This window comes from Alphaproteobacteria bacterium, from assembly GCA_026400645.1.
Classification (GTDB): domain Bacteria; phylum Pseudomonadota; class Alphaproteobacteria; order Paracaedibacterales; family CAIULA01; genus JAPLOP01.
Map to the genome: position 1 here is coordinate 1 of JAPLOP010000035.1, position 19116 is coordinate 19116.

Here is a 19116-nt window from a genome sequence, read left to right on the forward strand (position 1 = left end):
CAGGCTGAACTTCGTCAGGCCGTGATCAAATATAATACGTATCGTCCTCATCGGAACTTGAAGGGATTAACACCTATGGAGTATATTCGGGATATCTGTTCCGAGGCTGCAGCGGAGTCTCATTTGATGTGAACCCGCACATGTTAAATTTGCATTATATTCTAGACGAAATAAAGAGTATTATGGGCAAACGGTGCGCTGTGAAAAGGTCGATTCATTAGGGCCGTCATGCACCCACATACTAAAAATAAAAAATAAGACGGAGAAATGAGTATGATGAAATTTTGGACTGTTGATGCGTTTACAGATCGCCTTTTTAGCGGCAATCCAGCGGCTGTTTGTTTGGTTGATTCCTTTCCAGACGATGGATTAATGCAGAAAATTGCAACGGAAATTAATCTGTCAGAAACAGCATTCCTTGTCCCGGCGCAGACTGCATCGCAGGAAAACAGTCACTTTAGTATTCGCTGGTTCACCCCAACAGTTGAGGTTAATTTATGCGGTCATGCCACTTTGGCGGCGGCACATGTTTTGTGGAATGAATTGGACGAGCCACCATCATCGCCCGTTTATTTCGATTCACGCAGCGGTGTTTTGATGGCAAGAAAGGATGAAAACAGCATAACATTGGATTTCCCGGCGCAATATCCCGAACTGATGTGCATGCCGGGTGATCTTATTGATGCGTTGCAACTTGAATCATGGGACGTTGCCCCCGTTAGCGTTAGCAAGGCGTGCGATGATATTCTGGTCGAGCTTAGGACAGCCAAGGAAGTGATTAATCTTAGGCCCGATATCGCAAAACTTGCCGAAATTGATTGTCATGGAATTATCGTCACCGCCGAGGGGAAAAAAGATTCCCCTTATGATTTTGTTTCACGATATTTTTCCCCAAGGGTAGGGGTCAATGAGGATCCCGTTACAGGGGCGGCCCATTGCAAGCTGACCCCTTATTGGGCTGAAAAGCTTGGAAAAAACAAGTTCACTGCTTTTCAGGCCTCTAAGCGCGGGGGTATTTTGACTTTGGCGCTTGAGCACGATCGCGTTTTAATCACGGGACAGGCCGTCACTGCTTTTAGGGGGAAATTCTTGGCGGTCTAAGGCCAACTCCCCCCTTTTTTTGTGCGGTCGATTATTTCTTGGTTAGGCGGTTAATGCCATCCCAATCCTTTGGGGGTGGCGTTTGGGCGAACTGTTCACAGCGTTCTATGTACAGGGAACAAGGGAGATCCTCTGGGTACCGCAACCGCAATTCTTTAAAAGCGGCAATGGCTTCATCCCAGCGCTGATCAAGGTACAACTGAAAGGCTTTTGTAAATTTTGCACAGAAATTTAGCTGCTCTTCTGTTGGTAGGACCAAGGGATTCGTCCCATGTAATGCCACCAATTCATAGATATGGACCCCCTCGTTTTTTCCTTTTACGGCAACGATATCCAGCGGCCGAACAATTGCGAAATTCTCAATATGTTTATATGTGGCGTGGCTGATAATGATTAGGGTGCCGTAATTTTTATTGGTACCCTCTAGACGCGCGGCCAAATTAACGGAATCCCCCAAAATTGTGTAATTCATACGTTCAAACGACCCAAGGTTTCCGACGATCACATCGCCTGAATGGATGCCAATACGCGTATTCAGGGCCGGTTTTTTGTCAAAAATCCATTCACGATTCAAATCCACCAAGCGTCGTTGACATAAAAGGGCAGCCTTGCACGCATGTAGGGCATGATTTTGATCGGCATGCGGCGCCCCCCAGAATGACATAATCGCATCCCCAATATATTTATCAATGGTGCCATTTTCCTTGATAATAATATTGGTCATTTCTTCAAAATAGGCCGACAAGTGAAGCATTAATTTCTCGGGTGGATAGGTTTCTGAGATCCCCGTAAAATTTGCGATATCTGTGAAAAGAATCGTTAAATGGCGTGACTTTCCGCCAATTTTGACATCAATCCCCTTGTCGATAAGTTTTTTAACGAGCGACTTTGGAACAAATTTCCCAAACGATGAAATGCTTCGTTGCATTCGTGAAATTGAGGATTGAAGGTGCTGAATCTCAAGAATGCCTGAATGAACCTCACTGGTTGTTGACATATCAAAGTTCGTAATTTTGTCCGCTTGCTGTGCCAAGGCATTGATGGGTCTGGAAATACGTCGTGCAAGATAGGACACAATACAGGTCGATCCCAGTAATAATAGAATGGCAAACAATAAACCTTTTTCTTGTGTTTCTTTTTCGACCCCTATCAGGGAATCCAGAGGAACAATAATAGAGAAAAGCCAGCCATCAACGAGAGACTTGTCAAATTCGCTGTAGGAAGCCATGTATTTCGCGTTATTATAGTCGAACACAAAGCGGTTCTTTTGTGTCGCGATATAATCCTTAAAGCCAGTGGATTGCAATTTATCAGCAATCTCATCGAGCCTTATGAGATGCGCTTCTGATTTGTTATGCAAAATTTTTGCCATGTTCGAACCCGTTGGGTCGGCGACAATCTCCCCTTTTTTATTAATGATCGTTGAAAGTCCTTTTATAGTGGTGGTTTTTAAAATTGTTGAAACACTCGACAGGGGAATATTAGCCCCGATCACCCCAATGAGCGCTTCTGAACTCCCGCTGAAGATTGGTGTTGCTGCAGTAATTCCGGGCACATTGGTCGTATTAAAAACATAAATATCTGTCCATAGTTTAGCCTGTGTATCGATGGCTTTTATATACCAGGGGCGTTCTTTATGGTTGTAGGTAATCTCTGATTCAGGAAGTGTTTCTTTATCTATAATGCGGTTTGTTTTATCCAGATAATACCAGATTTCATTTGGGATCTTGGATGCTCTGTCGGTGACCCGAATGGAAATTACCGCATGTCGTGGCAATAGTTTATCCGGGACTGTTCGGTATGTTTTCCCTTCCTCCAGGGAGTTTGCTTGGAAAAAAACACCTGATTCTGTGCCAATATAAACGCTTTCTATATAGGGATATTGAGATAAGATTTCGACCAGAGTATCGATCAGATTTTGGTTGGTAATCGCCGCTTCGTCTGAATGTTCAAAGCTTTCTGAGGCTAAGGCAATTGCTTTCTGAACGTCTGTAAAATGATCAGAGATGACATGTGTTTTAAATTCGCTGAGATCCGCCATCATTTTGTCAGAGAAATTAATCAGAATCTCTTTCTCGCAGCTATACATATAAAATGCAATAAAAAATGCTGTAATGAACTGTAAAACAAAAAAACTTGATAAAATATCAAACTTTAATTGCCTTTGTGACACAGCTGACTTAAGGCGTGCAAATATATTCATCATAACAATCAAATTCTCATGTGTTTTCTTTGATTGTAACGGATGAAAGGTTTCTAAAGTGTTAAGGATGGTCCGCCTTATTGCAGAAGATTCCCAAAATGGTGCTTTATAAATCCAACAAAAACCGTCCTGGGTTTTCGATGCATTCTTTGACAGTTACCAAAAACGTAACGGCTTCGCGTCCATCGACAAGCCGATGATCGTAAGACAGGGCCAAATACATCATGGGGCGAATTTCCACGCGACCATTAATGGCGACGGGCCTGTCCTGAATTTTATGCATGCCCAAAATCCCAGATTGGGGCGGATTCAGGATTGGTGTGGACAAAAGGGATCCAAAAATCCCCCCATTAGAAATGGTAAAGGTCCCGCCGCTTAGGTCATCAACCGACAGCTTGCCGGTTTTGGCTTTTGTGCCAAGCAGTGCAATGTTCGTTTCAATTTCAGCCAGGCTCAGCAAATCAGCATCCCTTAGTACCGGAACAACCAAACCTTGCGGTGCTGATATGGCAACCCCAATGTCATAATAGTTTTTGTAAACGATTTCAGCGCCGTCTATTTCAGCATTAACGGCGGGCGTTTCTTTGAGAGCCTGCAGACATGCCTTTACAAAAAACGACATAAATCCTAGTTTAATTCCATGCTTTTTCTCGAAGGCATCCTTGTATCGACTGCGTAGTGCGATGACCGCGCTCATGTCTGCCTCGTTAAAGGTGGTCAAAATCGCCGCAGTATTTTGTGCCTGTTTCAATCGTTCGGCAATACGCTGGCGAAGGCGGGGTAGCGGGACGCGTTTGTCCAGGCGTTTATACCCTTCGCCTTTCGAATTCTGATCTTCGAAAATTTCGGAACCTCGCGTCCTCATGTACGTCTCTGTACATTCCGGGCGCTCGGTCCTTATTTTCAAATCCAGATTTCGAAATTCATTGGGTATGTCCTGGGGTGAGGGTTCTTCAGTTTTGGATGATTCCAGGGTTATTTTTTCGATAGACTTCTGGTCAGTCACTGCCTCCTCAGTCATGATTCCTAAGACGTCACCAACGGTTGCAATTCCTCCCTTTGGAATTAAAATCTGCCCAAGGATGCCCGTTGCAGGCGCCGATATATCCAATGTCACCTTGTCTGTTTCCAACTCCACAAGCGTTTCGTCCATCGTAACGGCATCGCCGGCATTTTTAAGCCATCGGGCAACGGTTGCCTCTGTGATCGATTCCCCAAAGGAGGGGGCCTTAATTTCTATGGATGCGGACATGTCATGGCCCTTTTTAGAGTGCTAGGATTTGCGAAATGATTTGGTTTTGTTCGGCTAGGTGTCGATGCGCATATCCGGTGGCTGGGGATGCGGCACTGGGCCGACCAATGTATTTTGGACTCAATCCCATTCCCCGCAGGCGAGGTTCGATAAAGCTCCATCCGCCCATATTCATGGGTTCCTCCTGACACCAAATAACTTTAACATCTTTATAGGGCAGCAAGGCGCTCATTAAATCCTGTTCCGAGAAGGGATAAAATTGTTCCAATCGTATTATGGCAATATCTGGCCCGATGACCTTATGTATATCATAATAAACTTTGCCGCTACATAAAATAACCGCACGCGGGTTTGTGACTATTTTTTCTGAAATGACGGGCTGAAAATGTGTTCCGGCCCCAAAATCTTTTAAATCAGAGACGGCCGATTTATGCCGCAATAAAGACTTTGGTGTCATCACAATCAACGGTTTTGGGCGGGTCATCAGAACCTGACGGCGCAGCACATGAAAATAGTTGGCCGGCGTCGAACAGTTGACGATTTGCCAGTTGTCATCCGTGCACAGCTGCAAAAAACGTTCCAACCGTGCAGATGAATGTTCGGGTCCTTGGCCTTCATACCCATGGGGGAGCAACAAAACGAGCCCCGATGTTTGTTGCCATTTTGATTCTGCTGCTGAAATAAATTGATCAATAATGACCTGGGCCCCATTGGCGAAATCACCAAATTGAGCCTCCCACAGGACCAATGTATCGGGCGCGACCGTGCTGTATCCATATTCAAACCCCAGAACGGCTGCTTCGGATAGGGGGCTTTCAACAATATCAAACTTTGCTTGTGTGCTTGACAGGTGATTTAGGGGAATAAAACGATCTTCGTTTGTTTGATCCACCAGGATGGCATGGCGATTAGAAAACGTCCCACGCGCACTGTCTTGGCCGCTCAGGCGGACAGGATGCCCCTCTGCTAACAAAGTCGCAAAAGCCAACGTTTCAGCATTCCCCCAATCAAGCGGTTGGTTGTTTTCAAACGCGCCCAGCCGTTGCTTTAAAAGTTTTTCCACCTTGGGGTGGATGTCAAAGGTTTCAGGATACTGTGTGCAGATGGCACCCAGGTGTTTCAGGAGGGCGGCTGTAAGCATATGCCATCCCCCCTTAATTTCTCCCCGTAAAGCGAAGCAACGCTGGGATGTGCGGTAATTTTTCGATACATAATCGGCTGGGTGAAAACGGGTTCGTCCCCTTCGTTATGGCCATGCCGACGATAGCAGACCAAATCAATGACCGCGTCATGATGGAAACGAAACCGATACTCTGCCGCCAAATGGACAGCCCGGATCACAGATTCTGGATAATCTGCATTCACATGTAAAATGGGGGCCTGGATCGTTTTGGCGCCATCCGAACAATAACGCGAGGATCGAGCTTTGGTGGGATCGGTTGTAAAGCCAATTTGATTATTGATAATGATATGAATGGACCCGCCGGTTTTATAACCATCGAGCTGACAAAGCTGCAAAGATTCAGCGACGATTCCCTGTCCAGCAAAGGCAGCATCGCCATGGATCAAAAGGCCTACGACATTTTTACCAGCATCCTGTTTGCCGCGAACTTTGCCAAGGGTAACGGGGACAACGGATTCCAGATGGGATGGATTGTTTGCGATTGATAGTGTCAAAGGGCGCCCGTTAATAACACGATCCGATTCATATCCAGTATGGTATCGGACATCTCCTGAGGAAGATAATTCCGGGGGATTAGTAATATCATCCAGGGGTCTTTTCAAGATCTGCGACATCATCTCAAGGCGTCCCCGGTGGGCCATCCCAATGATGATTTCCTGTACCCCTTTGCCTGACAAAAGATTCAACAGGTATTCCATGGCCGGAATCAAACTTTCCCCGCCATCCAATCCAAATCGTTTTGCGCCCGGGAATTTGATGTGAAGAAATTTAGCGAACGATTCCGTTTTTAAAAGACTATGATAGATGTCATTTTTTTCGCCGTCGGACAGGGCAAAAGATTTATTTTCTATTTCGGCGGCAAACCAATCGCGTTCCGCCTTGGTTGCAAGGTGCATAAATTCAAAGCCTATTTTTCCACAATAGATTTCTGTCAGGCGGGGGCAAGAAGGGTATAATTCCGGGGGCGTGGGGCGCGGGACTAAGCCCAATGGATCCAATTCAGCCGCAAGGTGTCCATAGGTACGAAAGGCTTCTGCCGGTTGCACAGTGTTGCTGGCTGGGTCATGGTCTGCGGCAGCTTGCCTGTCATGATCCTCAAAAAATACTCGCCAATCTGATGAAACAGAATCGGGATTATTTTTGTACTGCTGAAAAAGTTCTAATATATAGGGCGCGTTGCCACTGTCCAATACCGAAAGCGGGGAATGACGTTCGGAATGCGTCATGACATCAGCCTTGCATGGCGTCAAAAACGGTTTGCCCTAGGCTTGCTGGGGACTGAACGATCGTGACGCCGCTTTTGCCAAGACATTCGATTTTGTCGGATGCCTGTTCCCCTGCACCAGAGGCAATCGCCCCAGCATGCCCCATTCTTGTTTTGGGTGGGGCCGTGATTCCAGCAATATAGGAGACCACAGGTTTGTGGCGTCCTTTTGCGTATTGATGGGCTATAAATTCAGCAGCCTCTTGTTCGTCGCTGCCCCCAATTTCGCCAATCAATAAAATCCCGTGGGTATCGGAATCGTCCCAAAATAATTGCAAAACATCAACGAAATTCATCCCTGTAATCGGATCGCCACCAATACCAAGGCATGTGCTTTGCCCCAAGCCTGTGGCAGTTATTTGGTGGACGGCTTCGTATGTTAATGTCCCAGAACGTGAAACCACCCCAATGTTTCCAGGTTTATGAATAAACCCCGGCATGATGCCAATCTTGCATTGGTTGGGGGTGATAATTCCGGGACAGTTTGGCCCAATCAACCGGGTATGCGATCCGGCAAGCGCCCGTTTTATGCGCATCATGTCCAGGATTGGAATCCCTTCTGTGATGCACACAATAAGCCCTATGTCGGCGTCAAGTGCTTCGAATATCGCATCGGTTGCATAAAGTGCGGGTACATAAATAATTGTCGCATCGGCCCCTGTTGCCTTTTTTGCGTCACCAACGCTGGAAAAAACCGGCAGATTTAAATGGGTGGACCCCCCTTTATTGAGGCTGACACCACCAACAATGCGCGTTCCATAGGCAAGGGCCTGCTGGCAATGGAATGTTCCCTGTCTGCCTGTAAATCCCTGACAGATGACTTTTGTATCAGCATTGACGAGGATTGCCATGATTATTAGATCCCTTTTTAGAGCGCAGTCACTGTCGCATTTTTGTGTTTAGGATTTTCGGTTCTGTTGGTAAAATACTGGCACCATTTTTTGACCTCTGGGTATGTATCGAGCAACAGAACCTGATCAAGTGTAAACCATTGTGCCTGAACGGCTTCTGAAGCATCCAAAGCAAATTCAGTACTTTTTGCTTTTCCAAGATAGATCATATCAACATGATCAAGGCTGTCTTTGATAATGGGATTCAGTTGTATGCCAAATGGGGCCGGGATGTTTGACGGCGTTTCATCGGGGCTAATAAGTGCGATGTGCAGGCCCGTTTCTTCGAACGTTTCGCGGATCGCGGCCTCCCCAGGTGTTTCGTTCCCTTCGACCTTGCCGCCCGGCGGAATCCAATGATTATATTTTCTGTGATACATCAGAAAGAATTGATTATCATCATTAAGGATGTACGCGGTCACGCACATAAGACGTTGGACGTCCCCCGGTTTGCAGAACCGTTGAATGTCTTCCAGGACAAATTTTTCTGTGGTTTGGTTTGTGGGGTCGGCACCGACCAAAAGCCATTTGTCTTCAATTGTATGGGGGCTTTGACCAAATTCAACCCCCTTGATGTCAACTTGGTGAAATCGACGTTTCCCTTGGTGATTTTTATATTCAAATTTCATAGTGCTTCCTCGCATACTTACGCACTCTCTCGGGCGGCTAGGACCACCTTAATGGCGGCCTCCTCTAAATTATCAACAGCAATAACGGGCAGCCCTGAATCAAAAAGGATTTTTTTTCCTTGCTCACGATTTGTTCCCTGCAGGCGGATGACCATGGGGATGCCAAGTTCCGTTTCTTTTGCTGCGGCAACGATTCCCTCGGCAATGATATCGCATTTCATGATGCCGCCAAAGATATTAACAAGGACCGCTTCTACGCTCGGGTCCGCCAGGATAAGCTTAAACGCGACCTTGACTTTTTCTGGGGTGGCGCCACCGCCCACATCCAAAAAATTCGCGGGCATACCCCCATGAAGCTGGATAATATCCATCGTTGCCATGGCAAGACCCGCGCCATTAACCATGCATCCAATGGTACCGTCCAGTTTTACGTAACTTAACCCATGTCGCTTGGCTTCTTGTTCGGATGAGTCTTCTTCTTCGTCTCGGAGTAGATCAATTTCAGGATGCCGACACAAGCTGCTATCGTCGAATGACATTTTGGCATCCAAGGCAACCAGCCGATCGCCATTGGTCGCATCGCGCACAACAACCAGGGGATTGATCTCAATCAGGCTTGCATCCAGATCTAGCATGGCATTATACAGATTCGTCAAAAGTTCATGAAATTGCTCAGCTATTTTTCCGGTTAATTGCAGGGCCTTGCAAAGGTGTCGGGTGTGGAAAGGCTGGATACCCATAAGGCAATCGATATTAATGGTTGTGATTTGTTCGGGGTTCTTTTGGGCCACTTCTTCGATATCTATGCCCCCCATTGACGATGCAATAAAGGATAATTGGTTACGCTGTCGATCCAAGGTAAGGCCTAGATAGAGCTCGCGCTCATAGGAACACCCTTCCTCCACATAGATTCTTTTGACCTCCTGGCCGCTGGGGTTCGTCTGATGGGTGACCAGTCGACTGTTGAGCAATTTTTTGGCATGTTCTTTGACTTCTGCCACGGAATGTGCCAAAAGAACCCCGCCAACCTTGCCCCGACCACCGGCATGGATTTGGGCCTTGACCACCCATAATGGTGCTGGCATTGATTGCGCAATATTTTCGGCATCCTCTGGCGTATAAGCAACGCGTCCATTTAAAAGTGGTACGTTATACCCACTTAAGATGCCCTTCGCTTGGTATTCATGAATGTCCATGCCTTGTGATCCTAAGTTTACAATCCCAATCTTTTGACTTCAGTCATCAGAGTGCGAACGGCGGTTACTGACGCAGAAAAAAGTGCTTGCTCTTCTGAGGTTAGCGCCAATTCTATAACTTTTTCAACACCTCTGTTGCCAATTACGACAGGCACGCCAACGTATAAGTCATCGATACCATATTGGCCATTCAAATATGCCGCGCAGGGTAAAATACGCTTTTGATTGTACAAATAGGATTCTGCCATCTGAAGGGCCGACGATGCCGGCGCATAATAGGCCGATCCCGTTTTAAGCAAGTTGACGATTTCGGCGCCACCATTCCGTGTGCGTTCGATAATGGAATCCAGCTGTCCTTGGCTGAGCCAGCCTTGTTGAACCAGTTCTGGCAATGGGATGCCCGCAACGGTTGTGTAACGGGGCAGCGGCACCATGGTATCCCCATGGCCACCCAGGACAAGGGTTTGTATATCCTGAACAGATACATTGAGCGCCTCTGCCAGGAAGGAACAAAACCGACCGCCATCCAAAATGCCGGCCATTCCAACAACGCGTTCTGGTGGAAGTCCGCTTGCTTGTTGCAACAGAAATACCATGATATCCAAAGGGTTCGTTACGACAATAACAAAAGCATCCGGACAGAATTTTTTAATGTTTTCGCCAACGGTTCGGATAATTTTGCCGTTAATGCTCAAAAGATCATCCCGGCTCATCCCTGGTTTTCGCGGAATTCCGGCTGTGATGATGACAACATCAGCCCCCTTGATGGCTTCAAAATCGTTTGTGCCGGTGCAATTGCCGCTGATCCCATCTGCGCTGCACCCCTGCAAAAGGTCAAGAGCTTTGCCTTGTGGAATGCCATCCGCCACGTCGACCAAGACAACGTCCCCCAAGTGACGCTGTAGCGCCAGATGGGCCAAGGTTCCACCAATATTTCCGCTTCCGATTAATGCAATTTTTTTCCGTGTCATATGCCGGCGACTTTCTTTATAAGTTAACAACTCTGGAACAATTCATAAGATTTCGCCCAAGAAATTCCCCGCCAAGCTCCAGCCCCTTGAAATCTATTGTATGACCAACCCCATCACATGTGTGCGTTTGGGCCTGAATACCATAAAGATTCAGCTGGGCGCTTGCTTGAAGCAATGCAGAATAAGGAACGACCATGTCCGCTGTGCCATGAACCAACATAACATTTGTATTCCCAAGGGCAGAATGTAGGGGTGGCTCAAATACGGGCGGTGGATAAAATGCCCCGGAATATCCAAGAACTGCACCCAATCCAGGAAGGGCGAACAGCATCTCTAGGGCTAGGATTGTCCCTTGCGAAAATCCAACCAACGCTAGATCGTGCGTGTTTAGGGTGTGTTTCGTGAGCAGGTTTTTCAGATATCGCACCAATGTTGGGCGAACGCGATCCAGGCCGGACCGAACATTGAATGGCGAAAAATCTTGCAATCCAAACCATTGATAGCCATCCATATTCATATCGCACCGATCCGGGGCGTTTGGGGCAATGAAAAGCGTGTTTGGTAAGCTGCTTTCCCATGCTTCCCCCAAAGAAAGCAAATCATCGCCGGATGCGCCATACCCATGCAAGAAAACGACAATTTTTTGAATAGGTTTCCCGGGATTGGGATTATATTCTGGTCCTGATAACATCAATTTCTCACCAAAAAATATTTAAAATTTAATGATAATTTATCCTCATTAGGCACTAACCGCAATGTGTTTCTTGGGATCAATTGCAACCTTTAGGATATAACTTTTTCCTGAATAATCTCAAAAACTCCTGCTTCAAATAAAACTCGGCACGCATGTCTTTTGATCTTTCCGCTTGATGTGCGGGGAAGTTTGCCTTTTCGTATCAAGACTATGGCATTGGGGCTGATGCCATAGTTTTTGTGTACTGCTGCATGAATTTGCTCGATCACAAGATTGAAATCCATAAAGGCATCAACCTCTTGAATAATGACTAATTGTTCCTTGTAGGCTTCTCGGATTGAAAAGGCTGCAGTCAGATAGTTGCCATTAATGAAACATTCTGTTTGGATTGATTCCTCTATATCGTCGGGGATTAGATTTCGCCCATGAATAATCAGAACATCCCGGGTGCGGCCTGTGATGTATAAATTTCCATCCTGATCAAAAAAACCAGTGTCTCCGGTTTTAAGAAAATGGGTGTCATTGTACCATCCGATGTTAAAATTAAAAGCTTCGTCCGTTGCTTTGCTGTTGTTAAAATACCCTTTTGAAACGCACGGACCAGAAATCCATATCTCCCCAACAACATTGTTCGGCAATGGTTCTGCTGTATCGGCATTCACGATTTTGACCAAATAGTCTGGTAGTGGTTTCCCGCTCGAGACAAGGCGGATGATGTCCCGGTTTTGGAATTCAGAAGAATCCGGATCGGTGCGTTCACGGTCTGTAATCTCTTCTGCCATATTGACTTCGAGCTTGGATTTTGAAAACTTTTTAACAATTGGCAGATTCAGGGGGTCATAGTGGGCCGTTACCGTAAGGGTGGATTCCGCCAATCCATAAGAAGGACAAAAGGCTGTTTGCTTAAAGCCGCTGCTTGAAAATACTTCGGCGAATTTTTCTAATGTTTTTGCCCGCACAACCTCTGCCCCATTGATGGCTAACCGCCAGTGACTAAGGTCAAGCTTGTGATGTTTCTGTGTGGAGGAAAGATATCGATCGGTGCAAAGCCCGTATGCAAAATTTGGCGCAGCGCTAAGTGTTGCTTTTTCCTGACTCATAAGTTCTAACCATTTCAGGGGCCTTCGGGCAAATAGACCCGACGACATAAATGTAATGGGAAAGCCAACATACATAGGGACAAAAATATTTCCAACCAACCCCATGTCATGATATGGCGGCAACCAAGAACATCCCCTGTCCTTGTCTGTAAGTTTAAACAAGACTGCACTGGCATCACAATTCTTGACAAGATTTTTATGGCTAATCATGACGCCCTTTGGCGTATGTGTCGAACCCGATGAATATTGTATTAAACAGACATCGTCTTCTTGTGATTCGTGTTCTGTGGTGAATTCTTCTGTGCCCTGTGTGAGTTTTCCAATTTGAACGGTTGCATATCCGGGAATAATGTCGCCGTCATGGGCATCCTCTGTGATCACCAGCTTTGGATTGGAATCTTCTATAATTTTTTGAAGAACAGGAAAGGAATGCGTTTGCTTTGGTGGATAAGCCGGCACAAACACAACGCCAGCGTAAAAACATCCAAAAATGGCCGCTATATAATTCAGGCTATGGGGGATACAAATCACAATTCTTTCATTGGGGGCCGCATACTGATGAATTTGATACGCTATTCTTTTTGCAAGCGCATCAAGCTCCCGGTAGGTGACGACAGTGGTGGAATCAGTGTCTTCGTGGAAAAATTTGTAAGCAGGCTTGTTCGGATTTGCAATTGCCTGCTTTTTCAGATAATCACCCAAAAAGAAAGATTGTTTATTGTCCATGTTAAAAAACCATTGCCTGTAAATATAGTGTTTATATTCTGTATATTTATCTGTATAAAAACAAATAAAATGTACGACGTTATTATTTTAAGTATATGGGGGTAATCCCTTTACTATCTTCTGATGCTAAAGCAAAAAAGTTTACAAAGAGTTAACAAATGAGATTAAATTTGGAACGGGTGAAAAATAATAGACCGCCAAGGCTGTCTGGTTTTTCCACGGGTGGTTGAAAAAATCCATTTTTTTTCTTGCAAAACCAGGAAGACTTATTTTATATTTTATAGTGATGAAATTATTTGATAGTAAAATCCATATGAAAACAAAGTTTATACCCTTCGCCTTTCAAACTCTGATCTTCGAAAATTTCGGAACCTCACGTCCTCATGTACTTCTCTGTACACTCCGGGCGCTCGGTCCTTATTTTCAAATCCAGATTTCGAAATCCATTGGGTATAGCTGCCTTGCGATAGTCTCTATAACCCTTGGGCTGATTGCCCCTGCCGAATCTGCGTCTTCTGGACTTGTGGCACTATCGCCTGACGCTCATGCGCTAGATTCCACAGGAATGAATCTAAAATTTCAGATCAGATGTGATCCAGCGGAGGCAAATAGGCTAGATGAAATCAGGCAAGATGATGTTGTGAGGTGGTGCTTTGTTAACAGAGAAAAGTACAAGGAGCGGCTCTCGATTCTGTATAGGATATATCCGACTGTCCCAATCGCCGAAAAAGATCAGGGCATGTTTGAGGGTTTTCTATGCTCGTTAACGTATGAGGCTGCCATACAGACAATTCCAGACGCAAATTTTATACATGAAATGGCTTACAATCGCCATCTTCGCGCTGATTATCTTGAGGCGGCATGCATGACATTGACGCGACATGGGATTTGTGCGGGGCTTCAAATGTTGCAGGATTTTCAAAGGGACATAGATTGTAAAGTCCCAGATTATGCTCTGTACGATGAAATTTTTGAGAATGATGAGGCAACGGGCAGAATAGATGAAGACTACGATGATGAGACGCTCCAATTTTATTGGCGCGAGCTAGAGAACGCAGTAGCATGATAGAAAGCATCCAAAATAAATTGACACCATAGCATGGCGCCCCAGCAAAAAGATAATTACGAAAAAACGAATAACGCAACCGCCCCTGAATCATCGGAAGGGGAGGCAGGTTTCAACGGTTATTTTGATGCGTATAAAGATTTCTTTGACAGGATGAGTTATTCGTTAAGCCAGAATGGTGGGCTTTATTCACATGAAATACTGTCAAAAACCATGGCAGAGGTTCAAAAAAAGTCATTTGACCATTTTTTTCACGATGAATCGAATTCCAAACAATGGGACGCAGAACAAAAAGAGTATCTTTTAAGGCTGGAGGAATTGCAGCAATCAATTCTGTCGCGGCTTTTGGGGGCAGAGGAAAAGGTGGGTCCTGTTATTGTTCCAGAAAAGGGGGACAGGCGGTTCCGGGACGCCGGATGGGAAGAAAACCCATTCCTTGATTACGTCAAGCAGGCTTACTTGCTTCATTCAAGCTATACCAAAAAGGCCCTTGATATTCCGTCTATCGATGAAAAAACAAAGAAAAAATTTAATTTTTATCTGGGTGCTGTCATTAATGCTATGGCGCCCAGCAATTTTGCCCACTTAAACCCAGAGGTTATTCGCGAAACAATTGAAAGCCAGGGCGAAAACCTTATCAAGGGATATAAAAATTATCTCAAAGATCAAAAGGGGATGGGGGTTAATTTTCCATCTACCGTGGATCAGGATGCGTTTGAGGTTGGAAAAAATCTGGCCATCACCCCTGGTTCCATTGTTTTTGAAAATGAAATTTTTCAGCTGATTCAGTATTATCCCCAAACGAAACACACAAAGGAAACGCCGATTTTGATTTTTCCGCCCTGGATCAATAAATATTATATTTTTGATCTAAGGCCCGAAAATTCCTTTGTTCGGTGGAACCTTTTGGCCGGAAGAACAGTTTTCATTGTTTCGTGGGTTAACCCCGATGCGTCTTATTTCGCGACTTCTTTTACGGATTATTTGCTTAAAGGGATGGATAAAGCTATCCAAGAAGTTCAAAAAATCACAACAAGCAAGACGGTCAACTTGGTTGGTTTCTGTGTAAGTGGCGTTGCAACCGCAGCATTGTTATCCTATTACGCAAAAACAAATAATAAAAGCGTCGAAAGCGCCACCCTTCTTGCGACGCCGATTGATTTTAGTCATATGAAGGAACTATCCGTTTTTATCTGCGAAGATCAGCTGCAGCTTTTGGAAAAACAGCTGGAGGCAAGCGGTGTCCTGGCCGGTGATTACCTTGTTAAGATGTTCAGTTCGATCCGGGCGAATGATTTGATATGGCCAAATTATATCAACAGCTACCTCCTTGGGAAAAATGCGTCTTCTCTCGATTTTTTCTATTGGAATGCTGACACGGCCCATTTGCCAGCTAAAATGCATCTGGAATACTTAAGGGAATTCTTTATGGGTAATGCCCTGATGTACAAAAATAAACACAAGATTAATGGTGTTGAGATTGATTTCTCGGCCATAGAAACGCCTGTGTTTTTTTTGGGGGCGAAAAGCGATCATATTGTTCCCTGGGTTTCGCCATTAACAGGCTATAATCTGTTGCCCAATAGTACGTTCGTCTTGGCAGCTGCGGGGCATGTTGCCGGGGTTATTAATCCCCCAAATTCCGGAAAATATTGCCATTGGGTTAACCCAACATGCAAAACGAACAATCCAGAAATTTGGATGGAAACGGCCGCCGAATATCCGGGGTCGTGGTGGATGGCGTGGGAAGAATGGCTTACGCCGTATTTGGGGGGGCAAAAGGATGCTATTTGTGTTGATCCGAAAAAAAGCATCGAAGCAGCCCCGGGCAGATACGCAACAGAAAAATCACCCGCCATTTTTCATCATAAAATGGGGCTATAATTTAAACTGCTCAAGCCACGCTATGACGCAAGCAATCGTGAATATGGATAATGCCGGCAACCTTGTTTTGATCATCCACAACAAACACGTTCGTAATGGAACGCGATTCCATCATGGCCAAGGCATCGGCCATCAAGGCATCAGGGGAAAGCGTGACTGGTTGACGGGTCATGATTTCATCAGCCCTTTGTTCTAAAAGCTGGGGGTTCATGTGGCGCCGTAAATCTCCGTCTGTGATAATTCCCAGTAAATGGCCCGATTCGTTCACGACTGCGACGCATCCAAAGCCATAAACCGTCATTTCGACCAGAATATCACTCATCAAGGTTTGGGGGTTGGCCAGGGGAAGTTTTTCCCCGCTATGCATTAAATCCGAAACGCGCTTGAGCTGCTGGCCCAAGCTCCCGCCGGGATGGAATATTTTAAAGTCATGTTTGGAAAACCCGCGATCACGAAGCAACGCGACAGCCAAAGCATCACCCAAAGCCATTGTCAGTGTTGTCGATGTTGTTGGGGCTAGTTGCATGGGACAGGCTTCTGGTGCATCGGGCAAAACCAATGCAATCGTTGAAACGCGCGCCAACATGCAATTTTCCCGGCCCGTTATAGAAATAATGGGGATCGCAAAACGATGTGCATAATCAATGATTGATCCCAGTTCTTTTGCCTCTCCGGAATAGGAGATTAATAACAGAACATCACCCTTGGCAATCATGCCTAGGTCCCCGTGGCCAGCCTCTGCTGCATGAACAAAAAGGGCGGGCTGCCCCGTGGATGCAAATGTCGCCACAATTTTACGCCCGACATGTCCGCTTTTCCCAATACCACTGACAACCAACCGGCCGCTGTGGCTTCGGATTAAATCGACGGCGTGGTTAAAATTCTCCCCCAGGGAATTGGCTAAAAGCTGCAGTCCTTTTGCTTCTATCAGGATTGCTTCTTGTCCAATTTGTCTGTGGCTGATTTGTTGGGTCATATGGGATTGCGGGCGCAGCGCTGTAACGGTCACGAAATTACTCCGAATAGCTAAAAATATCGAATGATTCCCCGGCCATTATATCAAGCTGCGTCCGATAGGGTAGAAACCAGAAACACGCCTCTGCCAGTTCCCAACGCTTTTCACGATGAAGCAATCGATCCAATTTTTCTTTTAAGATATGTAGGTACAGCACATCTGTTGCCGCGTACTGAAGCTGTTCTTGTGTTAAAACCGGTGCACCCCAGTCCGAGGTTTGTTCCTGCTTTGACAATTCAATTGACAGCAGATCCTTGCATAGATCTTTTAAGCTGTGCTTGCTGGTAAATGTGCGGCAAAGTCGTGATGCCATTTTTGTGCAGTAAATATTTTCAAGCAAGATTTTAAAGCTGAAATTTAAAATCCCAACATCAAACCGCGCATAATGAAAAATCTTGGTGACCTGGTTGTCTTTTAACAGAGCCTTTAGATTCACAGCTTTTTCAAAATGGGGTTCTGGAAAATGAACAAGGTGGCAATCTCCATCGCCACTAGACAGCTGGACCAGGCATAAACGGTCGCGATGATTTTTAAGCCCCATCGCCTCTGTATCGATCGCAACGGAGGATCCAAAAGATAAACCATCAGGTAAATCATAAGAATGTAAATGAATTTGCATGAGTTTTAGGGCTTTCTAATCATTTGACCTGAAAATTTGGTCTGAAAAATTTGATGGTGCCCAGAAGAAGACTCGAACTTCCATGAGTTTTCACTCACTAATACCTGAAACTAGCGCGTCTACCATTCCGCCATCTGGGCTTGTTTAATTATGTAGAATATTTGCGGTGAATTGTCAAGAAAACGCATTTGTCGATTCCGCCAACAAGGCCATTGATTTATGAGGCGCTCTTTTAGGCATGACAGCCGGAGATGCCAGGCAAATTTGCCGCAATAACCCAGAATTGACACCAGAAAACAGATCACCTGCCCTCCCTCTCGGCCAGGTTTTTAATAAGGACACTGACCCATGCTTCAAATCATTCATATAAAAGTCATATTGATACATTGCTTTCCTTGCTCTATCATTCTTCAAAGTATAAGATGAATTTCTGACAGAATACTGATTCCGTGGGCATTTTGAGAAAGTTCTATCATGACGATACACGATAAAATCTATCCAGATCCAAGCACATTATATCCAATCAAAGGTGTCACAAGGACGGCATACCTCAAAAATATCATCACAAACCCCCAAATAATTGTTGGCGATTATACATATTACGATGATCCGGATGATGTTTATAGTTTTGAAAAAAATGTCCTTTATCTATTTGCTTTCACGCAAGATAAACTCATCATTGGAAAATTCTGCCAGATTGCAACGGGTGTTCGATTTCTGATGAATGGGGGCAATCATGTCATGGATGGCATTTCAACATACCCTTTCGCTGTGTTTGGTGATGCTTGGAAAGATGTACGCACGAACATCACAAGCAAAGGTAATACGGTTATTGGAAACGATGTGTGGATCGGCAATGCGGCCACAATCATGCAAGGCATTGAAATCGGACATGGCGCCATTATCGGAACAAACAGCCTTGTCACAAAAAACGTGGAACCCTATACAATCGTTGGCGGAAATCCAGCCAAGCCAATTCGCAAAAGGTTCGACGATGAAACCATCGCTTTTCTCTTGGAACTGAGTTGGTGGGATTGGTCCATCGAAAAAATAACAGAAAATTTAAATTCCATAACAACGGGGGATATCGCGGCCTTAAAAAAAATTCATAAGAATGCTTCATCTCCCGTGCGCTATTAATAAATTTCCATAGAAGATCATTAAGCTATTTTTTAAATTGAAGGACAGTCTCTGTGCGCCAAGATAAGTCGCACCAATCTTGCGGGTGAAAGTCCCGCTGTGGAAGGGAAAGCCAGTCCCACCACATAGCGAGTCTTGCGTCTCTCAAGGTAACGACAGAGTCGAAGCGTAGACAGCGAAACA

16 protein-coding genes and 1 tRNA gene are annotated in these 19116 nt (G+C 45.3%); 4 read left to right on the forward strand and 13 right to left on the reverse strand.

The genetic code is table 11. From position 1 onward, the window contains the following. Positions 1-273 precede the first annotated feature (273 nt). Positions 274-1101, forward strand: coding sequence for a PhzF family phenazine biosynthesis protein (locus NTX76_05685; GenBank protein ID MCX7338750.1), 828 nt, complete (start codon positions 274-276; stop codon positions 1099-1101). Between the two features lie 31 nt (positions 1102-1132). Here the strand turns inward: NTX76_05685 and NTX76_05690 are convergent, their stop codons facing one another. From NTX76_05690 to NTX76_05735, 10 genes are all read right to left on the reverse strand, one after another. Beyond that, on the reverse strand, positions 1133-3307 hold the full coding sequence (locus tag NTX76_05690) for a cache domain-containing protein (GenBank protein MCX7338751.1): 2175 nt from the start codon (positions 3305-3307) through the stop codon (positions 1133-1135). A 103-nt stretch (positions 3308-3410) separates the two neighbouring features. Beyond that, a complete protein-coding gene (sucB, locus tag NTX76_05695; GenBank protein MCX7338752.1) occupies positions 3411-4556 on the reverse strand; it encodes a dihydrolipoyllysine-residue succinyltransferase in 1146 nt (381 codons plus the stop codon). Positions 4557-4569: 13 nt separating this feature from the next. Next, positions 4570-5697, reverse strand: coding sequence for a hypothetical protein (locus NTX76_05700; GenBank protein ID MCX7338753.1), 1128 nt, complete (start codon positions 5695-5697; stop codon positions 4570-4572). Then, positions 5676-6965, reverse strand: coding sequence for a thiamine pyrophosphate-dependent enzyme (locus tag NTX76_05705; protein MCX7338754.1), 1290 nt, complete (start codon positions 6963-6965; stop codon positions 5676-5678). Before NTX76_05705 ends, NTX76_05700 begins: the two co-directional genes overlap by 22 nt. A 4-nt stretch (positions 6966-6969) precedes the next feature. Then, complete coding sequence (gene sucD, locus NTX76_05710) at positions 6970-7854, reverse strand: succinate--CoA ligase subunit alpha (protein MCX7338755.1); 885 nt, start codon at positions 7852-7854, stop codon at positions 6970-6972. Positions 7855-7871: 17 nt separating this feature from the next. Further along, positions 7872-8522: an NUDIX domain-containing protein gene (locus NTX76_05715; protein ID MCX7338756.1), complete on the reverse strand. Its 651-nt coding sequence runs from the start codon at positions 8520-8522 to the stop codon at positions 7872-7874. A gap of 17 nt (positions 8523-8539) precedes the next feature. Then, a complete protein-coding gene (gene sucC / locus NTX76_05720) occupies positions 8540-9718 on the reverse strand; it encodes an ADP-forming succinate--CoA ligase subunit beta (GenBank protein ID MCX7338757.1) in 1179 nt (392 codons plus the stop codon). A 17-nt stretch (positions 9719-9735) separates the two neighbouring features. After that, entirely contained in the window at positions 9736-10689 is a 954-nt protein-coding gene (mdh, locus tag NTX76_05725; protein MCX7338758.1) for a malate dehydrogenase, read from the reverse strand. A gap of 16 nt (positions 10690-10705) precedes the next feature. Beyond that, positions 10706-11380, reverse strand: a complete 675-nt coding sequence (locus tag NTX76_05730) for a dienelactone hydrolase family protein (protein MCX7338759.1) — start codon at positions 11378-11380, stop codon at positions 10706-10708. Between the two features lie 92 nt (positions 11381-11472). Continuing rightward, positions 11473-13209 carry a fatty acyl-AMP ligase gene (locus tag NTX76_05735; GenBank protein ID MCX7338760.1) on the reverse strand — a complete coding sequence of 579 codons (1737 nt, stop codon included), beginning with the start codon at positions 13207-13209 and terminating at the stop codon, positions 11473-11475. A gap of 313 nt (positions 13210-13522) precedes the next feature. Here NTX76_05735 and NTX76_05740 point away from each other — a divergent pair, with 313 nt between their 5' ends. Together NTX76_05740 and NTX76_05745 are read left to right on the forward strand one after the other, a co-directional pair. After that, positions 13523-14275 (forward strand): hypothetical protein, encoded by a 753-nt coding sequence (locus tag NTX76_05740; protein ID MCX7338761.1) that lies wholly within the window; start codon positions 13523-13525, stop codon positions 14273-14275. Between the two features lie 33 nt (positions 14276-14308). Next, a complete protein-coding gene (locus NTX76_05745; protein MCX7338762.1) occupies positions 14309-16159 on the forward strand; it encodes an alpha/beta fold hydrolase in 1851 nt (616 codons plus the stop codon). A gap of 10 nt (positions 16160-16169) precedes the next feature. On the opposite strand, the gene NTX76_05750 is transcribed toward NTX76_05745, so the two are convergent. The 3 genes from NTX76_05750 to NTX76_05760 form a co-directional block, all read right to left on the reverse strand. Next, a complete protein-coding gene (locus NTX76_05750; GenBank protein ID MCX7338763.1) occupies positions 16170-17168 on the reverse strand; it encodes a KpsF/GutQ family sugar-phosphate isomerase in 999 nt (332 codons plus the stop codon). A gap of 4 nt (positions 17169-17172) precedes the next feature. Continuing rightward, positions 17173-17793 (reverse strand): ribonuclease H-like domain-containing protein, encoded by a 621-nt coding sequence (locus NTX76_05755; GenBank protein ID MCX7338764.1) that lies wholly within the window; start codon positions 17791-17793, stop codon positions 17173-17175. 54 nt (positions 17794-17847) lie between these two features. Next, positions 17848-17933, reverse strand: a tRNA-Leu gene (locus NTX76_05760). Positions 17934-18267: 334 nt separating this feature from the next. On the opposite strand from NTX76_05760, the gene NTX76_05765 reads away from it, so the two are divergent. Next, complete coding sequence (locus NTX76_05765; GenBank protein ID MCX7338765.1) at positions 18268-18933, forward strand: CatB-related O-acetyltransferase; 666 nt, start codon at positions 18268-18270, stop codon at positions 18931-18933. Positions 18934-19116: the final 183 nt, after the last annotated feature.

Coding starts and splice junctions, on each gene's coding strand:
- NTX76_05685 (MCX7338750.1), top strand. CDS start 274: ATGATGAAATTTTGGACTGTTGATGCGTTTACAGATCGCCTTTTTAGC.
- NTX76_05690 (MCX7338751.1), bottom strand. CDS start 3,307: ATGATGAATATATTTGCACGCCTTAAGTCAGCTGTGTCACAAAGGCAA.
- sucB (MCX7338752.1), bottom strand. CDS start 4,556: ATGTCCGCATCCATAGAAATTAAGGCCCCCTCCTTTGGGGAATCGATC.
- NTX76_05700 (MCX7338753.1), bottom strand. CDS start 5,697: ATGCTTACAGCCGCCCTCCTGAAACACCTGGGTGCCATCTGCACACAG.
- NTX76_05705 (MCX7338754.1), bottom strand. CDS start 6,965: ATGACGCATTCCGAACGTCATTCCCCGCTTTCGGTATTGGACAGTGGC.
- sucD (MCX7338755.1), bottom strand. CDS start 7,854: ATGGCAATCCTCGTCAATGCTGATACAAAAGTCATCTGTCAGGGATTT.
- NTX76_05715 (MCX7338756.1), bottom strand. CDS start 8,522: ATGAAATTTGAATATAAAAATCACCAAGGGAAACGTCGATTTCACCAA.
- sucC (MCX7338757.1), bottom strand. CDS start 9,718: ATGGACATTCATGAATACCAAGCGAAGGGCATCTTAAGTGGGTATAAC.
- mdh (MCX7338758.1), bottom strand. CDS start 10,689: ATGACACGGAAAAAAATTGCATTAATCGGAAGCGGAAATATTGGTGGA.
- NTX76_05730 (MCX7338759.1), bottom strand. CDS start 11,380: ATGTTATCAGGACCAGAATATAATCCCAATCCCGGGAAACCTATTCAA.
- NTX76_05735 (MCX7338760.1), bottom strand. CDS start 13,209: ATGGACAATAAACAATCTTTCTTTTTGGGTGATTATCTGAAAAAGCAG.
- NTX76_05740 (MCX7338761.1), top strand. CDS start 13,523: ATGAAAACAAAGTTTATACCCTTCGCCTTTCAAACTCTGATCTTCGAA.
- NTX76_05745 (MCX7338762.1), top strand. CDS start 14,309: ATGGCGCCCCAGCAAAAAGATAATTACGAAAAAACGAATAACGCAACC.
- NTX76_05755 (MCX7338764.1), bottom strand. CDS start 17,793: ATGCAAATTCATTTACATTCTTATGATTTACCTGATGGTTTATCTTTT.
- NTX76_05765 (MCX7338765.1), top strand. CDS start 18,268: ATGACGATACACGATAAAATCTATCCAGATCCAAGCACATTATATCCA.